Raw genomic sequence first — 16,990 nt, 5'->3', positions numbered from 1 at the left:
GGTTTGCGTGTTCGAGGCACCCATAATGGCCTCCATACCACTACAGTGGTGCCATGCGTTCCCTGATGCAACTCGCCGGACAGGCTTCCTCGCGTGTCCTCGCGGAGCAGGATCTTGACTGGCTCCACCTCTTGCTTGCAGATTGGCAGGTCCTGGCCGATTTGGCTGCTGCCGACCTTGTGTTGTGGCTTCCCACCGATGACGGGCGTTTCATTGCTGTTGCGCACTGCAGGCCATCGACCGCTACGACGGTGCACCTCGATGACATTATCGGCCTGTATCTACCGGCCGCGCGCGAAGCAAACCTGCGCCAGGCAATGGAGACCAACTCGATTGTGGAGCCGTCAGGGACGCGCTGGGCCGGCACCTACTCCATGACGGAGGTGTGCGTCCCGATCAGTCACGGAGGCTCAGTCATTGCGGTCGTGACGTGCGAATCGAACCTGGCCTCACCGCGCCCGACCGTCGGGATGGGTGCCTGGACGCAGAATGCCTCGCGAATCCTGCTGGAGATGTGCGCGCGTGGTGAGTATCCCTACACGTCTACACCAACAGTTCTTGCGCACGGCGTGCCACGCGTTATGGATGGCGTGATTCTCATTGATGGTGACGGCACGGTTCAGGAGCTGACTCCTAATGCGAGCTCATGCCTGAGGCGCCTGGGGATTCGACACTCGGTCATTGGGCGCGTGCTGGCCGAAGACATCACAGACGTTATATCCAATGACGCGCTTGTTGAGGAAACACTGGCTGTCGTTGTGATGGGGCGGGCAGCGTGGCGCGTGGAGATCTCGGCGCACGCCTCGACAGTCAATATGCGCGCATTGCCTCTGACCAATGGGCGTCATCGTCTGGGGGCGGTCATCTTGACACGCGACGTGTCTGAGATGCGTCGGCGTGAAGAAGAGCTGATGACGAAAGATGCCACGATTCGGGAGATTCACCACCGCGTCAAGAACAATCTGCAAACCGTGTCGGCCCTGCTGCGACTGCAGGCCCGCCGCTCTGATTCGCAGGAAGTCAAGGATGCCCTCAAAGAGGCCGAACGCCGAGTGCAGTCCATCGCCACAGTTCACCAGGCGTTGTCGCACACGGTCGATGAGGAAGTTGATTTTGACGAGGTCGCCCGCTCCGTGTTGCGCCTGTCTGGCGCGGTTGCCTCAACGGACCATTCTGTTGAGGTTATTACGACGGGTAAATTTGGCGTGATCAGCGCGGATCAGGCTCAAGCCCTGGCCACAGTGCTCAACGAGCTTGTTGCCAATTCTGTCGAGCATGGTCTGGCAGGGCGAGACGGCGTGATACGCATCGATGCGCAGCGCGACCACGACAACGACAAACGTATGACGGTTCGCGTGATTGATAACGGCGTAGGATTTGAGCCAGGTACTCCACTCAGCGGCTTGGGCACGCAGATTGTGCGGCAAATGGTTCGAGGGGAACTGGGAGGCACGATCGAGTGGGAACCGGGAGAAGAATCGGGCACAGTTGTCACGCTGCGTCTACGCGTGGAGTGATGCAGAGGTGTGCTCGGTGGAATGGGCATGTGAGGGCAGTGTTCGTGCACTGAATAAACGCGTAGCCGAGTTCGTGGTGAACCCGGCTACGCGTTGAAGTCAGTGAGGAGTTTCAGGAAGCGCGGCGTGCACGTGCGGCGCGGCGTTTCATTGAGCGGCGCTCTTCTTCGCTCAGACCGCCCCACACACCGGAATCCTGGTTGTTGTCCATTGCCCACTGCAGACACACGGTCTCAACGGGGCAGTTATGGCATACAGCTTTGGCTTCCGCAGCTTGTGTCAGGGCTGGACCAGTATTGCCGATTGGGAAAAACAGCTCCGGGTCAACACTTAAGCAGGCTGCTTTACTCCGCCAGTCCATCTTCCCTCAAACTCCATTTCCGTTAACGTTTTGTTAAACAACTCGACGCTTAACGTATAACTTGTCGATAACTTGATCAATTGTCGACGAATCATCACCGAAGGGCAAGGGGAAAAAGGGCCCAACTCCCGTTTCACGCATGTGTCAATAGTCACGAGGATTTACGCGCGGCGGTGTGAGGGGACGAAAATGTGGAGAAGACCAGTGTGACGCGCGTGTCTCGAACGCCTGCGGATGACCGAAGCCGGTGTGCCTTAGGAATCGAAAGGTCTGGATCTTTCCTGAAGAAGGGCTGTGTTGAGACGGAAGCGCTCAACTCGTCCTGCATGCATGATGATCCCATTGTGAGCTCCCCACCGCTCCGCACGAACAGCGACAGGAACGCTGCGCGCGACCTGTGCCAATGCTCGAACCAAATCAGGTGACGGATCCAGCGCGATCACCGTGTCATGCGCGTGTGAGCGTAGTTGTGTCCACTGATGAGATCCAAGCAGCGTGATCTGGGCTGGATCAAAGCCTGGCCGACAATCGCGTGGGCCTGACACCATATGCCAGTGCGTCTCGAGAATGCGGCGCGCATCCTCCAGATCATCACCGATCAGCACGCACGACCCGTGCGGACAAGAGAGTGACTCAAGTGAGGCTCCTACCCAGCCCAGACATGGCGCAGCGGGCTCCCCGTTCCCTGCTGGAGCTGTCCTATCTGCTCGCCGCGCCTTGCCCTCCGCCTTATCTCCTTCTGTCAGCTCGGCCCCTTCTGTCGACAATGCTGTGTCAGGGCGAGTCCGCAGCATTGAAAGAGGGGCATTCAAAGACAGCACCGTCCACGGCTCCGCACTCTCAGTGACAGAGGTTGCATGTGTGTCGCGCTCGGCATTGGTGGGGATCGCGTGGGGGAGTGCACATAACACCCCTGTCAGGTCAACAGGTTCACCGATTCCTCCGTCGCATGAGGAGCGGATACGTGACGGAAGAGAGGCAAGAATGAAATGGCCATCGTGGCGAGTGAGCGGTGTGCGCACACCAAGTCCTGCGCGCAGCGCTTCATCTGACGAATGGGCTGCGACAAAACGGGTAGAAAAAGCTGAACTGCAGCTTCCCCCGGTGCCAAACTCACCCGGAGTTGCGGCAACGATGGTGATACCGCTGGCACGAGCCTGCGACAAGCACTCACTCCACACAGTGTGTGCCGTGCCCGCTGACAGCACGCGGTCCAACGATCGCATCATGTCGGGAACATCGGTGACGATCAGGACGGATGGGCCGTGTGCCGCAATGCCGGTGAGCAGGTGCGTAACGGCGCCTGCATCATCGAGTGAGAGACGGGAAGCAAACAGCTGCGTGCTCATCGCGTGGCCGGCCAGCGATGTGCTGTCACACAAGTGGATTGGTATCCCGCGAGCTTGCCCGATCCTCACGCCCAGCGCCTGTGCACACTGCGCCAGATCAGCGCTGCGATAGTGAGGCCCTTCCAAGCGGATATGCCCATCCTCAAAGAGCACGCTGTAATGGCGTCCGATATCGATCCCATCAGCCACCCCAATCGCAATGCGCCGATCAGCCTCCCCGCTGCATCCACGTACTGCCACCTGGCTAAGGTAGGTGGCGTCAACCTCGTGCCATGAAAGGGGCGAGGGAAGCTCGGGCGTCCATAGCGGCGGGCAGTCATTTTCACGCCCCCACCTGTCGCGCACGCGCCGAACCACCCGCTCTATGTCACCACAGTACGCAAACTGTATGTGCGTCCCACCATTGATAAGCGCACGACCAGGGTGACGAGGAAGTGAAGCAGCTGCCGGGGTGCCGATCGCATCGAGCGAATCTGCCTCGGTGGCACAGCGCAATGCGATGCGAATGTCAATGTTGGAGCGCATGGCCGGCGTGATCGCCCCTGACGGGCGCTGGGTCGCAGCAATGAGATGCAATCCCAGGGAGCGTCCCTGGGCAGCCAGCCTGACCAGCGCATCCAAAGTGTCGGGATGCGAATCAGCGAGGACCCGGAACTCATCGATCGCGATAATGATGCGCGCGGGAGGTTCGGGCGCCGCACCTCGGCAATGATCCTCATGCCAGCGGCGAATGTCGGGAAAGCCGAGGCGCGCAAGGTCGCGTTCGCGTTCTCGCAGGAGCGATGACAGTCCTCGAATCGCCCGACTCGTGGCATCAGGCTCCAGGTCTGTCAGGACCTGGCGGGTGTGGGGCAATCGCGTCAATGGCGTGAATGTGGCTCCTCCCTTGTAGTCAATGAGGACGAGTTGCACCTGGCGCGGGCTGAAGCGTTCACACATCTGCGCCAGCCACGTCGTCAGCGCTTCCGATTTTCCAGATCCCGTTGTGCCGGCAAGCAACGCGTGAGGACCGTCTGAGACAAGGTCAATGCTGACGAGTCGGTGTCCGTCGTGTCCGATGGGTACGCGCAGGCACTGAGAGTGCGATTCGTCCGGCTCCCACTGAGCAAGGTCCTCCCATGTTACCGAGTCCGGAACACTGTTGTGGGTGCCTTCATCAGCAGACTCGGTGCACGTATCCCACCATCGGTCAGTTACGAGGACGTGGTTCGGGCGAATGATGTGGTCACACCATTCGGGTAAATCTGCATATCCTGCTCCGACACCAATATGTACCACGTGCCGACCATCTCCAGCACGTCTCAGTTCGGATCCGCCTCTATCTGCACATGCCACGCAGACGGACCCGCTGACAATGTGAATGTCGATTGCGGGCGAACCGATGCGGCGCGCGTGACTATCTGGATTGATGATGCGGGCGCCGCCCAGTCGGGCAGCGATTTGAGCTGCCCACCAGTAGGCACCCGACACAGCGTGCTCCCCGATGAAACCGACGACACGCACCTGCGCTCGCTCTCCAGTTCGGCGCGAATGGCCCCGACGCATCGGCGCGCGTCGGGGCCCTGAAACGAGGGAAACAGGTGCAGGTGACGAGCCGTATATCTCGCTCAGATTCAGCTCCAGTGCAGGGGATTTTCCAGGCATGCCGGGCCACACAGGAAGTGCATCTGGCAACGTACGATCCCCGCTGCCGCTGTGTTTGTCTGGAGACGACAACGGCGCTGAAGATGAGTGCGAATCGCCGCGAGGCAGTGCGCTGAGCGCGACGGCGAGGGAGGCTGCGTCGTAGTGCCTCCAGAATCTCCGACGCCTGAGTAAGCGAAGCGCGAATATTCCTGCCGCCAGCGCCATCGCCACACCCAATGCGCCGACCAGCCACCCACGCGCAGCACCTCCCCACATGGACAGGCGCCACACCATCATGGGGATGATCAGCATCATGGGGATGATGCCCCATCGCACGAACCGATTGCGAACGGGGTCAGGCTGTGGCCAGGAGGAGTTGAGAGGCCTGGCACGCACCTCGAATACGTTTCCACCAGCGAAAATACGATGCCCCACTGATAGGGGCAGCGCACGTGCGCCGACTTGTCGAGAAAAGCGCCGCGGAAGCATGCCGACGAGGGGGAGGCGCCGCGCCACACGTGTTCCGTTGGTGGAGTCGCAATCGGTGATGGACAGTTGTGCGCGCTCGCGGCGCAGCCAGGGCCATCGGGGTACGTGATCTGATCGCACTCGTCGTGTAAGTGAGCGGGCCACGGCACCGTGTTCCTCAAGAATGGCGTGCGTGCGGGACAAATGTTGCGAGGTCAGACCGTGCCCATCTGCTCTGCCAATCAGCGTACAGGCTTCGATCGGCACCACCAGTCCCACATCCGGACCACTCACGCACGCCAGATGAAAAGCTGTCTTTAACGGGTGAGCGGCAGCCGCAGTGTCGTCCTCTCCGGCCGGCGCTATTTCAGCGCGGGTGAATTTCGCCGCGCGTGCGGGTGCGTCCTCTCGTTCGCGAAGCATAGGAAGTGTCAACGTCATCATGTCAACATGGTGATGTCCTCACCGCCGCGCCTCCACTCAGATGACCTGGAATGTGGACAGGCAGTAACACGCGTACGTCCTGTGGATAACAGTCGCCCTCCACAGCACCTACGTCGATTCGCGCAATTCGCGCCCAGACATCCACAGGTCGCCCTCGTCGACCAGCCGGAACGCGAACAGTGGAACAATAGTCGTATGGAAGATCAGCATGCCGCCACCGCGGGCACCCCCGCAGCTCAGCCGCCCAGCATCTCGCAGAGCCCCCAGTGCGATCAGAGCGTCCCACCGTCGGCACGCGAGCAGTGGGTCGACCTGGTTGAACGGATCGAGCAGGCACGCCACGACTACTACGACAAGGATGCGCCTCAACTGAGCGACGCGGACTACGACACCCTCTTCCGCCAGCTGGAGGACATAGAGCGCACCTACCCGCAGCTATCAGGACCTGACTCGCCTACGGCCACGGTCGGTGGCACACGCAGCGAAGCATTCGCGCCGGTCGAGCATGCAGAACCCATGATGTCGCTCGAGGACGTCTTCTCCCTGGACGAACTGCGCTCGTGGTGGCAGCGCACGATTGACGAGGTTGGCTCTGCGAGTACCGCGATGACGACGGAAGTTAAAATCGACGGCCTGGCAGTGTCGCTGCTGTATCGAAACGGGTTCCTCATCCAGGCGGCAACCAGGGGTGATGGGCGCGTGGGTGAAGATGTGACCGCGAATGTGCGCACTATTTCGTCCATTCCGCATGTCCTGTCCGGCGGTCCGCACCCTGAAATGCTGGAAATTCGCGGCGAGATCTACATGCCGTTGGAAGACTTTGCGCAGATTAACGAGCAGCGCGCTCGCGCGCACAACGAGTACGCGGAAAAACTTGAGCAGTACCGTGCTGGAGAACTGAGTCGTCAGCCCCACAAGCCTCCGGCACCTTTTGCCAACCCACGCAACGCTGCAGCCGGATCACTACGGCAAAAAGATCCGGCGATCACTGCGCAGCGCTCGCTCGCTCTGTTGGCGCACGGCATTGGCGCTATCGAGGCTGGTGAGTCTTTCACCGCCCCTACACACCTGTTCGGCTGGTACGAGCTGTTCCAACAGTGGGGAATCCCGGTGTCGCCTCACACGCGGCTGGTGCATTCCTATGACGAGATTGCTCAACGCATTGACGAGCTGGGTGATCAGCGTGCCGGACTGGATCATGAGATCGACGGCGTCGTGATCAAAGTTGACGATCAGGGGCTTCAGCGTCAGATGGGGGCCACCTCGCGCGTGCCGCGATGGGCAATTGCCTACAAGTTCCCACCTCAGGAAGTCACGACGCGCCTGCTCGACATCCACGTCCAGGTTGGACGCACGGGTCGCGTCACGCCCTACGCGGTGATGGATAAGGTGTTCGTGTCCGGCTCGCATGTGCAGAGAGCGACACTGCACAACGCGGGCGAGGTGGCGCGCAAGGGAGTGTTGATCGGTGACCTGGTGATTGTGCGCAAAGCGGGAGATGTCATCCCTGAAATTGTTGGACCGGTGGTGGACGAACGGGATGGAACTGAGCGGGAATTCGTCATGCCGACCGAGTGCCCGTCGTGCGGCAGTACGCTCAGGGCCGAGTCTGAAGGCGATGCGGACCTGCGCTGTCTGAATCGCGCGCTGTGCCCGGCGCAGCTGACTGAACGCATTGAACATATTGCGTCACGGTCCGCATTGGACATCGAGCATCTGGGAGCTGAGGCCGCCCTCGCGCTGACGCAGCCTGAGAACTATCGTGACGAGGTCGCGGCGGCGCTGATTGCGGGGCATCGAGTCGTGCTCGAAGACGGCACGCATATTGTGCTCACCGACGTTGACCACTTAAGTCACGGTGAGCAGATGGAAGCGGCAAATGCGATGCTGCCATCCGCTCAGGACCCGGTTGTCACCTCTGAAAGCGAAATCTTTACGCTCACCGCCGATGATGTGAAAGATGTGATGATCTGGCGCCAGGTACCTTCCAGCGAGGACTGGGCGTACGTCCACTTTTTCTGGACACAGCCGTGGGTCACCAGGACGCGGTCAGAAAACAAGGTGAAGATCAAGTTCCGCGAACCGGCTGAGTCTCGCCCTCGTGACACGCTGACGCAGATGCTCGAACTCATGGACAGGCAGGCACGCACTCAGCCACTGTGGCGCGTGCTGGTTGCACTGTCGATTCGCCACGTCGGCCCCACGGTCGCCAGGGAACTGACAGCGGCAATGCCTTCGATGGAGGCGATTTCCTCGGCCAGTGAAGAACAACTCAGCGCAATCGACGGGGTAGGCCCGATCATTGCGCGCGCGATTGGTGACTGGTTCACACAGCCTGACAATCAGGAGATTGTGCGCCGGTGGGCAGCCTCAGGGGTGCGCATGCACGACAGTGACGAGGGTGGATCCGCATCCACTCACGCAGCCACACTGGAAGGACTGACGATCGTCGTCTCCGGATCGGTGGAAGGGTACACGCGTGACAGCGCGAAGGAAGCCATCACGGATCGGGGCGGGCAGGCAACCAGCTCGGTCAGCAAGAAAACGTCACTGGTTGTGGCAGGCCCTGGGGCCGGGTCAAAAGTGGCGAAAGCCGAAGAACTCGGCGTCCCGATTCTTGACCAGTCCCGCTTCGACGAACTGCTGGCACGCGGTATGAGTGTCCTCGAAGAAACTGACGCGCAGGCTGACGAGGCACACGCTGCTTCAGTCGACTCAGACGACCCACTCGAAGGGGTGGAGGAGCCGCTCAATGATGCGGGTGGGCAGGCCTCGTCTCTCCCACTCTTCTAGCGTCAGCTGCCTGGACGTCGTGAGGTCTTTGGCGAAGATCTCTTCCATGCGCTCTGCCAAAGCGGTGGAACGGAACTGCAGATTGACTTCAAAATTGCCCTGCATCGACAGGCGATCAATGTTGGCAGTACCAATCGTTGACCAGTGCGAATCAATCGTCATGGTCTTGGAGTGGATCATGGCGTGCTGATACAGCCAGATTTCAATACCGTTGCGCAGCAGCTCTCCGTAGTAGGGGCGCGCAACCCAGTCCGCCATGATGTGGTTGGAATATTCAGGGATCAGCACCTTCACGCGCACGCCTCGCTGCGCAGCCGCAACCAGGTTGTGCAAAATTTCCTTATCGGGAATGAAGTAAGCAGTGGTGATCAGGATCTGGTCACGCGCGCGGTCAATGGCATCCAGGTACAGGCCCCGCACGGGGAACAGTAATCGTGAGGGCAGATTGAATTCGGCACTGATGGGTGGGAACCAGTCCTTAACCCCGCCGTCAGGTAGAGCCGGCTGCCACGGCCGCTTGAAATGATTCCAGAATTCAGCGAACCCGTCCGCCAGCTCCATCACCGCCGGACCGGTGATACGGACGTGAGTATCTCGCCATTCGACGCCGAAACGCTCACCAATGTTGTAACCGCCAACGAAGCCGTACTTCCCGTCGGTGACGAGAATCTTGCGGTGATCACGCCCTGTCTTGCGCAAATTAAGCGTGAACAGGCCGGAACGAATCTCAGGGATACGCCGGTGGAACAGGTTCGGGTGCCTGGGGAAAATCTTGAACAGTGGATTCTGATTCAGCACTCCGAAACCGTCGTAAACGATGTAGACCTGAACGCCTCGATCAGCAGCGGCATAGAGTGCATCCTTGAAGGCGCGTCCAATCTCGTCGGCCGCCCAGATGTAGGTCTCAAAGCAAATCGACTCACGAGCCTCGTTGATCGCGTCCAGCATGTCGGTATAAAGCGACTCGCCCTCGGTGTAGGTCCGCACAACGTTCGAATCGATTTGGACATCGCTGGGGGGCAAAGTGGGGAAGCCGTGACGGCCACCGGGAATACGTGCGATTCGGACTCGGTCAACGGCATGAACCGTGACGACGGCAGCAGCTTGCGCAACGAGCAGCCCGATACCGACACCTTTGAGAATCTTCCACCCCGTCTGGTGGTTTAAACGCCACTTCCGTGCAACTGCCATGCCGTTAGCCTAATTCCTTCCCGACAATTTGAGAACTTATACATGTCAGACACGTGCCTTCGGGCCCGCTGGGTCGAATATCTGCTTCGTGCCACATAGAATTGGCACCATGTCACGCATCAGTACTGAAGAAGTCGCCCGCGTCGCCGGGCTGGCCAGGATTGCGCTGACGCAAGAAGAAATCGAGCGCTTCGCCGGTGAACTTGACGTCATCGCTACATCCGTTGCACAAGTGTCCGAAGTTGCCACCCCTGACGTTCCCGCAACGTCGCACCCCATTCCGTTGGCGAATGTGTGGCGCGAAGACGAAGTCGGCCCCACCCTCGACCGTGATGAGGTCCTGGCGCAGGCGCCGGCTCAGGACCGCGGAATGTTCCTCGTCCCGCAGATTCTCGAGGAGGACTGATGAACGACCTGCTCAAGAAATCCGCACTCGAACTCGCCGACATGCTCGAGGCAGGTCAGATCACATCCGTTGAACTGACGACAGCATGCTTGGACCGGATCGACGCTCTGAATGAACACGTCAACGCCTTCCTGCATATTGACCGCGAAGGTGCCCTCGAAACAGCTCGCCGCGTTGACGAGCGCCGCGCAGCGGGGGAGAAGCTCCATCGCCTTGCAGGCGTCCCCATCGCAGTGAAAGACAACATGGTCGTACGTGGCATGCCCACCACCTGTGCCTCCAGGATCCTCGAGGGATGGCTGCCACCGTACGACGCAACGGTCGTCGAAAAGATTCACGAGGCCGGCCTGCCGATCGTCGGCAAGACCAACATGGACGAATTTGCCATGGGATCCTCAACTGAGCACTCCGCATATGGCGCAACAGGAAACCCGTGGGATCTTGGCCGTATCCCCGGCGGATCCGGCGGCGGGTCAGCTGCCGCTGTCTCAGCGTTCATGGTGCCGCTCGCCCTCGGCTCCGATACTGGCGGGTCGATCCGTCAGCCAGGTGCAGTGACGGGAACTGTGGGGGCAAAGCCCACCTACGGTGCGGTTTCACGTTACGGTCTGGTTGCGATGGCCTCGTCGCTCGATCAGATCGGGCCTGTCACCCGCACAGTTGCGGACGCTGCCGCCTTGCAGGAACTCATCGGTGGTCACGACCCACACGATTCCACATCCTTGACTGACCCGGTGCCGCCCCTTGCTGACAGTGTGCGCGCCGTGGCAGACCGGGGCAGCATTGCCGGACTGAAGATCGGTGTCGTGACGGAACTGTCCGGCGAGGGGTATGAACCCGCAGTGCTCGACGCGTTCAACGCCAGTGTGGAGGCCCTCAAGAACGCAGGCGCTGAAGTCATCGAAGTGTCCTGCCCGAGCTTTGCATACGCGCTCGCGGCCTACTACCTGATCATGCCGGCCGAGGCATCCTCGAACCTGGCACGTTTTGACGGCATGCGCTACGGCATCCGTGTTGAACCCGCCGAAGGTAATGTCACAGCCGAACGCGTCATGGCTGCTACCCGCGAGGCTGGTTTCGGTGATGAGGTCAAACGCCGTATTATTCTGGGCACTCACGTCCTGTCGGCCGGTTACTACGACGCGTATTATGGATCCGCGCAGAAAGTCCGCACCCTCGTGCAGCGCGATTTTGCGCGCGTCTTCGAACAGGTCGACGTCCTCGTCTCGCCGACCGCGCCGACCGTCGCCTTCGAGATGGGTGGAAAGATCAACGACCCGATGGCGATGTACCTCAACGACATTGCCACCATTCCGGCCAACCTTGCAGGCGTCCCCGCAATGACGATTCCGAATGCCGTGACCGAACAGAATCTGCCCGTCGGATTCCAGGTGATTGCACCGGCACGTCATGATCAGAAGATGTACGAGGTGGCAGCGCTTGTTGAACTGCTCAGCGATGATGTTGCGGGCAGATGCCCGGCTGCCGACTGGAAGGTGAGCGAATGATGGAAGACCTCATGGATTATGAAGACGCGGTCAAACAGTTCGACCCTGTTCTCGGTATCGAGGTTCACGTCGAGCTGGGCACGAAGACCAAGATGTTTGACGCTGCGCCCAACGCGTTCGGTGGCGACCCGAACACCTTTGTTACGCCAGTGTCCCTCGGATTGCCAGGTTCCTTGCCGGTCGTCAACCACAAGGCTGTTGAATACGCCATCAAGATTGGCCTGGCACTGAACTGTGAAATCGCGGAGTACTGCCGTTTTGCCCGAAAGAACTACTTCTACCCGGATCTGACGAAGGCATTCCAGACTTCGCAGTACGATGAGCCGATCGCGCACGACGGTTATGTCGACGTCGAACTCGAAGACGGCGAAATGTTCCGCGTCACCATCGAACGTGCCCACATGGAAGAAGACGCTGGCAAGAACACCCACGTCGGCGGCGCGGACGGCCGTATCCACGGTGCCGACCACTCGCTGGTGGACTACAACCGCGCCGGCGTGCCCTTGGTTGAGATCGTCACGCGTCCAATCGAAGGCGCCGGCGAACGCGCTCCGGAGGTTGCCGCAGCATACGTGCGCTCACTGCGTGACATTTTCCGCACGCTGGAAGTCTCGGAAGCTCGAATGGAACGCGGAAACGTGCGCGCCGACATTAACGTGTCGCTGCGTCCCAGCCCCGATGCGCCGCTCGGCACGCGCTCAGAGACGAAGAACGTGAACTCTTTCCGCGGTATCGAGCGCGCTGTCCGATTCGAAATTCAGCGCCACGCTGCGATCCTGTCGGCGGGGGGCACAGTCATCCAGGAAACGCGCCACTTCCACGAGGAGGACGGGTCGACCTCGTCAGGCCGCGAGAAGTCTGATGCGGAAGACTACCGCTACTTCCCTGAACCAGACCTGGTTCCGCTTGCTCCGTCGCGCGAATGGGTCGAGCAGTTGCGCGCCGAGCTGCCTGAATTGCCGGTAGCGAAGCGTCGGCGCCTGCGCACCGAGTGGTCTTATTCGGATAAGGAAATGCGCGACGTCGTCAATGCCGGAGCGCTTGAGCTGATCGAAAGCACTGTTGAGGCCGGTGCCTCACCTGCCGCTGCACGCAAGTGGTGGATGGGTGAGCTGGCACGCACGGCGAAGCAAAATGAGGTTGCGTTGGAGGATCTGACGGTCGCACCCGAGCAGATTGCGCAGCTTCAGAAGCTCGTTGACGATGGACGCCTGACCGATAAGCTTGCCCGCCAGGTCCTCGAAGGTGTCCTGGCCGGCGAGGGCGATCCCGAGCAGGTCGTGCAGGCGCGTGGCCTTGAGGTGGTCAGTGACGAGGGCGCACTGACGTCTGCCGTTCAGGAAGCACTTGACGCCAATCCCGACGTCGTTGAGAAGATCAAGGGTGGCAAAGTGAAGGCCGCTGGCGCCCTGGTCGGAGCAGTGATGAAGGCGACTCGAGGCCAAGCCGACGCTGCGCGCGTGCGTGAACTCATCATGGAAATGGTGGGTGTCGAGGAGTAAAACCCGACCGATTTCAGCCCCTGGAGTGGGAATGTGAGGTGGCGGCGGAGCTGGCAGGCTCTGCCGCCACCTTCTTGTTGTCTGCCCTTCAAACAGCTGATGAAGGCAGATGAGCGGCGGACGAAACATGGCTCATGCGAGCACATGTCCACATAGTGCGATCGTTAACACCGTCGTTCCGAAAGGCTTGTACGATACAAAACGAACGAACTGACATACCGCGTGAACATTACGCTTTTGAGGAATGATTGTTTGTATGCGTACTTCTCCGTCATATACCGCCTCCTACAGGCTTGAATTTGATGAATCACAAGCGTCCATCGCCACCATCATCGATACGGTGACCGCCACAGGTGCCCAGGTGAAGGGATTCGATGTCGCGGATTCAGATCGCGGCCATATGACCATTGATCTGACTTGCGATATGCGTGATTCAAACCATCGACGCGAAGTGGAAGCTACCCTCGACGCCCTGCCTGGCATTCATACTGCAGCCGTGTCAGATCAGACCTTCCTCGCTCATATCGGCGGAAAAATCGCCATCGCTCCGCGCGTCCCGCTGCGTAACCGCGACGACTTGTCGCGCATCTATACCCCGGGTGTGGCTCGTGTATGCACTGCCATTCACGACATGCCGGAAAAAGCCCACCTGTTGACCATGAAGTCCAATACGGTGGCCGTCGTTTCAGACGGGACGGCTGTGCTGGGGCTGGGAGACATTGGTCCTGCTGCTGCGCTTCCAGTGATGGAGGGCAAGGCGGTCCTGTTCAAACAGTTCGGTGGTGTGGACGCGTGGCCAGTCGTCCTCGACACAAAGGACACCGAGGAAATCATCTCGATTATCAAGGCGATCGCACCGGCCTATGCGGGCATCAACCTGGAGGACATTTCAGCACCTCGCTGCTTCGAGATTGAGGAACGCCTGCGCGAGGAACTTGATATTCCGGTTTTCCACGACGATCAGCACGGCACCGCGATTGTTGTCCTGGCAGCTTTGCTCAATGCGCTCAAGCTGGTGGACAAGAAGATTGACGAGGTCCGCATCGTTGTGTCGGGTGTGGGGGCCGCCGGGTCAGCGATTATCCGTCTCCTGATGGCTCAGGGAGCAAAGGATATCGTGGGGTATGGCCGCACTGGAGCGCTGTGTGCGGATAACGTTGAAGGCATGCATGCTTCGCGTCGCTGGCTTGCTGAGCATACGAACCCGCGTCGGGTGACCGGCAACCTTAAGGATGGTCTGCGCGATGCTGATGTGTTTATCGGTGTCTCACACGGCGGCCTGATTACCGGCGAAGATGTGGCGACGATGGCTGATGACGCGATTGTCTTCGCGCTTGCCAACCCGACACCCGAGGTTGACCCGCTCGATGCCGCTCGATACGCACGCATCGTTGCGACGGGGCGTTCCGATTACGCTAACCAGATCAACAACGTGCTGGCTTTCCCAGGGCTGTTCCGCGGGTTGCTTGATGCGAAGGTCTCCCAGATTACGACGGAAGTCCTGAGGGTTGCCGCCGTGGCGATCGCATCCGTCATTTCGGATGACGAGCTTTCGCCCAGCTACATCATTCCCGGTGTCTTTGATGACCGCGTGCCGGTGGCCGTGTCCAAGGCGGTTCGCCAGGCTGTTCGTGATCTTCCCACCGTGGACATTCCGAACCAGGAGCACCTGGGTACTCGCTGAGTACAGTGCAAGCGCGCGTGGCCGCTTTCGTTGATCGTGCATCAGGATTGACGAGGGCGGCCGCCGCATGTTCCACGCACTTCACTGTGAGTGGAGACCGTGGAACGGTCGCGACCCGGAGGAGTCGTTTTCGTTGGAAATAAGCGCTTTTGATTCGATGTGTCGATGCTCACCCTGCCAAAGTTTGACCTCGAGTGGGAAGGTGAGTATATTTAATTCTCGCCGCTGATGGTGGAGCCGAGAGGTTCTGGTGTTAGTGGTTTTACTACGCTAGAGGGCTTTCTTAAAAGTTCTTGACCGTATGTAGGTGTTGTTTGTGAACTCGATAGTGTGTTTGTTTTGTTGATGCTTGTTTTTGTTTTTTGAGTTTTTTTGGTTGGGATTGGCTGCCCTGTTGTGGGGTGGTTGTTTTCTGAGCAGATTATGGTTTTTTGTTTTTTGTTTGGAGAGTTTGATCCTGGCTCAGGACGAACGCTGGCGGCGTGCTTAACACATGCAAGTCGAACGGGATCTGCGTGGCCTTTGTGGTTGTGTGGTGAGAGTGGCGAACGGGTGAGTAACACGTGAGTAACCTGCCTTTTTCTTTGGGATAACGCTCAGAAATGGGTGCTAATACTGGATGTTCTGCGCTTTCCGCATGGGGGGTGTGGGAAAGGGGCCTTTGTGGTTTCTGGAGGGAGATGGGCTCGCGGCTTATCAGCTTGTTGGTGGGGTGATGGCTTACCAAGGCTTTGACGGGTAGCCGGCCTGAGAGGGTGGGCGGTCACATTGGGACTGAGATACGGCCCAGACTCCTACGGGAGGCAGCAGTGGGGAATTTTGCACAATGGGGGGAACCTTGATGCAGCGACGCCGCGTGAGGGATGGAGGCCTTCGGGTTGTGAACCTCTTTCGCTCGTGTGCAAGCCGCTACTTGGGTAGTGGTGAGTGTAGCGGGTAAAGAAGCGCCGGCTAACTACGTGCCAGCAGCCGCGGTAATACGTAGGGCGCGAGCGTTGTCCGGATTTATTGGGCGTAAAGGGCTTGTAGGCGGTTTGTCGCGCCTGTCGTGTAATCCTCTGGCTTAACTGGGGGTGTGCGGTGGGTACGGGCAGGCTTGAGTGCGGTAGGGGAGATTGGAATTCCTGGTGTAGCGGTGGAATGCGCAGATATCAGGAGGAACACCGGTGGCGAAGGCGGGTCTCTGGGCCGTTACTGACGCTGAGGAGCGAAAGCGTGGGGAGCGAACAGGATTAGATACCCTGGTAGTCCATGCTGTAAACGTTGGGCACTAGGTGTGGGGGCCGCCCTTGGTTTCTGCGCCGTAGCTAACGCTTTAAGTGCCCCGCCTGGGGAGTACGGCCGCAAGGCTAAAACTCAAAGGAATTGACGGGGGCCCGCACAAGCGGCGGAGCATGCGGATTAATTCGATGCAACGCGAAGAACCTTACCAAGGCTTGACATGCGCCCTGAGCGCCTAGAGATAGGTGTGCATTTGGTTGGGGGTGTGCAGGTGGTGCATGGTTGTCGTCAGCTCGTGTCGTGAGATGTTGGGTTAAGTCCCGCAACGAGCGCAACCCTTGCCCTATGTTGCCAGCGCGTTATGGTGGGGACTCGTGGGGGACTGCCGGGGTTAACTCGGAGGAAGGTGGGGATGACGTCAAATCATCATGCCCCTTATGTCTTGGGCTTCACGCATGCTACAATGGCAGGTACAGAGGGTTGCGATGCTGTGAGGTGGAGCGAATCCTTTAAAGCTTGTCTCAGTTCGGATCGGGGTCTGCAATTCGACCTCGTGAAGGTGGAGTCGCTAGTAATCGCAGATCAGCTACGCTGCGGTGAATACGTTCTCGGGCCTTGTACACACCGCCCGTCACGTCACGAAAGTTGGTAACACCCGAAGCTTGTGGCTTAACCTTTTTGGGGGGGAGCAGGTGACGGTGGGATTGGCGATTGGGACGAAGTCGTAACAAGGTAGGCGTACCGGAAGGTGCGGCTGGATCACCTCCTTTCTAGGGAGCCCTGTTTGTGCGTTTGTTTCTGCTCTTTTTGGGGTGGGGCGCGTTGTGGGGTTGCAAGTGTTGGCGGGGCAGACACATTGTCGGGTTTTCTTTCAATTCCTGTGTGTTTTGGAAGTGTGTGTTGCCTGCGTCTGGCTGCTG

Annotated in this window: 9 protein-coding genes and 1 rRNA gene; 7 read left to right on the top strand and 3 right to left on the bottom strand. The window is 59.4% G+C overall.

All coding sequences use genetic code 11. The features are described from left to right. The first annotated feature begins 53 nt into the window (after positions 1 to 53). The gene (locus AC1EJZ_RS08905) at positions 54 to 1,517 is read left to right on the top strand and encodes a sensor histidine kinase (protein WP_058236043.1); all 1,464 of its coding nucleotides are present in this window, start codon (positions 54 to 56) and stop codon (positions 1,515 to 1,517) included. A gap of 112 nt (positions 1,518 to 1,629) precedes the next feature. On the opposite strand, the gene AC1EJZ_RS08900 is transcribed toward AC1EJZ_RS08905, so the two are convergent. Further along, entirely contained in the window at positions 1,630 to 1,878 is a 249-nt protein-coding gene (locus tag AC1EJZ_RS08900; RefSeq protein WP_058236042.1) for a WhiB family transcriptional regulator, read from the bottom strand. Between the two features lie 254 nt (positions 1,879 to 2,132). Further along, positions 2,133 to 5,765 carry an FtsK/SpoIIIE domain-containing protein gene (locus tag AC1EJZ_RS08895; RefSeq protein ID WP_480294636.1) on the bottom strand — a complete coding sequence of 1,211 codons (3,633 nt, stop codon included), beginning with the start codon at positions 5,763 to 5,765 and terminating at the stop codon, positions 2,133 to 2,135. 195 nt (positions 5,766 to 5,960) lie between these two features. Between AC1EJZ_RS08895 and ligA the strand changes: the two genes are divergently transcribed. Then, the gene (gene ligA, locus AC1EJZ_RS08890; protein ID WP_480294635.1) at positions 5,961 to 8,558 is read left to right on the top strand and encodes an NAD-dependent DNA ligase LigA; all 2,598 of its coding nucleotides are present in this window, start codon (positions 5,961 to 5,963) and stop codon (positions 8,556 to 8,558) included. Here ligA and AC1EJZ_RS08885 read toward each other — a convergent pair. Beyond that, entirely contained in the window at positions 8,481 to 9,749 is a 1,269-nt protein-coding gene (locus AC1EJZ_RS08885) for a phospholipase D-like domain-containing protein (RefSeq protein WP_285016173.1), read from the bottom strand. The genes ligA and AC1EJZ_RS08885 overlap by 78 nt on opposite strands. Positions 9,750 to 9,858: 109 nt before the next feature. On the opposite strand from AC1EJZ_RS08885, the gene gatC reads away from it, so the two are divergent. From gatC to AC1EJZ_RS08860, 5 genes are all read left to right on the top strand, one after another. Then, a complete protein-coding gene (gatC, locus tag AC1EJZ_RS08880; protein ID WP_058236039.1) occupies positions 9,859 to 10,155 on the top strand; it encodes an Asp-tRNA(Asn)/Glu-tRNA(Gln) amidotransferase subunit GatC in 297 nt (98 codons plus the stop codon). Continuing rightward, the gene (gatA, locus tag AC1EJZ_RS08875) at positions 10,155 to 11,663 is read left to right on the top strand and encodes an Asp-tRNA(Asn)/Glu-tRNA(Gln) amidotransferase subunit GatA (protein WP_058236038.1); all 1,509 of its coding nucleotides are present in this window, start codon (positions 10,155 to 10,157) and stop codon (positions 11,661 to 11,663) included. The genes gatC and gatA overlap by 1 nt, the downstream gene beginning before the upstream one ends. Further along, entirely contained in the window at positions 11,663 to 13,165 is a 1,503-nt protein-coding gene (gene gatB / locus AC1EJZ_RS08870) for an Asp-tRNA(Asn)/Glu-tRNA(Gln) amidotransferase subunit GatB (protein ID WP_058236223.1), read from the top strand. The genes gatA and gatB overlap by 1 nt, the downstream gene beginning before the upstream one ends. A gap of 256 nt (positions 13,166 to 13,421) precedes the next feature. Then, the gene (locus AC1EJZ_RS08865; protein WP_285016178.1) at positions 13,422 to 14,849 is read left to right on the top strand and encodes an NAD(P)-dependent malic enzyme; all 1,428 of its coding nucleotides are present in this window, start codon (positions 13,422 to 13,424) and stop codon (positions 14,847 to 14,849) included. Between the two features lie 439 nt (positions 14,850 to 15,288). Then, positions 15,289 to 16,840, top strand: a 16S ribosomal RNA gene (locus AC1EJZ_RS08860). Positions 16,841 to 16,990 lie beyond the last annotated feature (150 nt).

Source organism: Pauljensenia sp. C0170B5 (genome assembly GCF_056590195.1).
Note: the sequence above shows the minus strand (reverse complement) of the source record. Positions and strands in the feature narration are given on the sequence as shown.

Bases quoted from the DNA above. Each gene is read 5' to 3' on its own strand.
- AC1EJZ_RS08885 (WP_285016173.1), bottom strand. From the start codon at position 9,749: ATGGCAGTTGCACGGAAGTGGCGTTTAAACCACCAGACGGGGTGGAAG.
- AC1EJZ_RS08865 (WP_285016178.1), top strand. From the start codon at position 13,422: ATGCGTACTTCTCCGTCATATACCGCCTCCTACAGGCTTGAATTTGAT.
- AC1EJZ_RS08905 (WP_058236043.1), top strand. From the start codon at position 54: ATGCGTTCCCTGATGCAACTCGCCGGACAGGCTTCCTCGCGTGTCCTC.
- gatB (WP_058236223.1), top strand. From the start codon at position 11,663: ATGGAAGACCTCATGGATTATGAAGACGCGGTCAAACAGTTCGACCCT.
- gatC (WP_058236039.1), top strand. From the start codon at position 9,859: ATGTCACGCATCAGTACTGAAGAAGTCGCCCGCGTCGCCGGGCTGGCC.
- AC1EJZ_RS08895 (WP_480294636.1), bottom strand. From the start codon at position 5,765: ATGATGACGTTGACACTTCCTATGCTTCGCGAACGAGAGGACGCACCC.
- AC1EJZ_RS08900 (WP_058236042.1), bottom strand. From the start codon at position 1,878: ATGGACTGGCGGAGTAAAGCAGCCTGCTTAAGTGTTGACCCGGAGCTG.
- ligA (WP_480294635.1), top strand. From the start codon at position 5,961: ATGGAAGATCAGCATGCCGCCACCGCGGGCACCCCCGCAGCTCAGCCG.
- gatA (WP_058236038.1), top strand. From the start codon at position 10,155: ATGAACGACCTGCTCAAGAAATCCGCACTCGAACTCGCCGACATGCTC.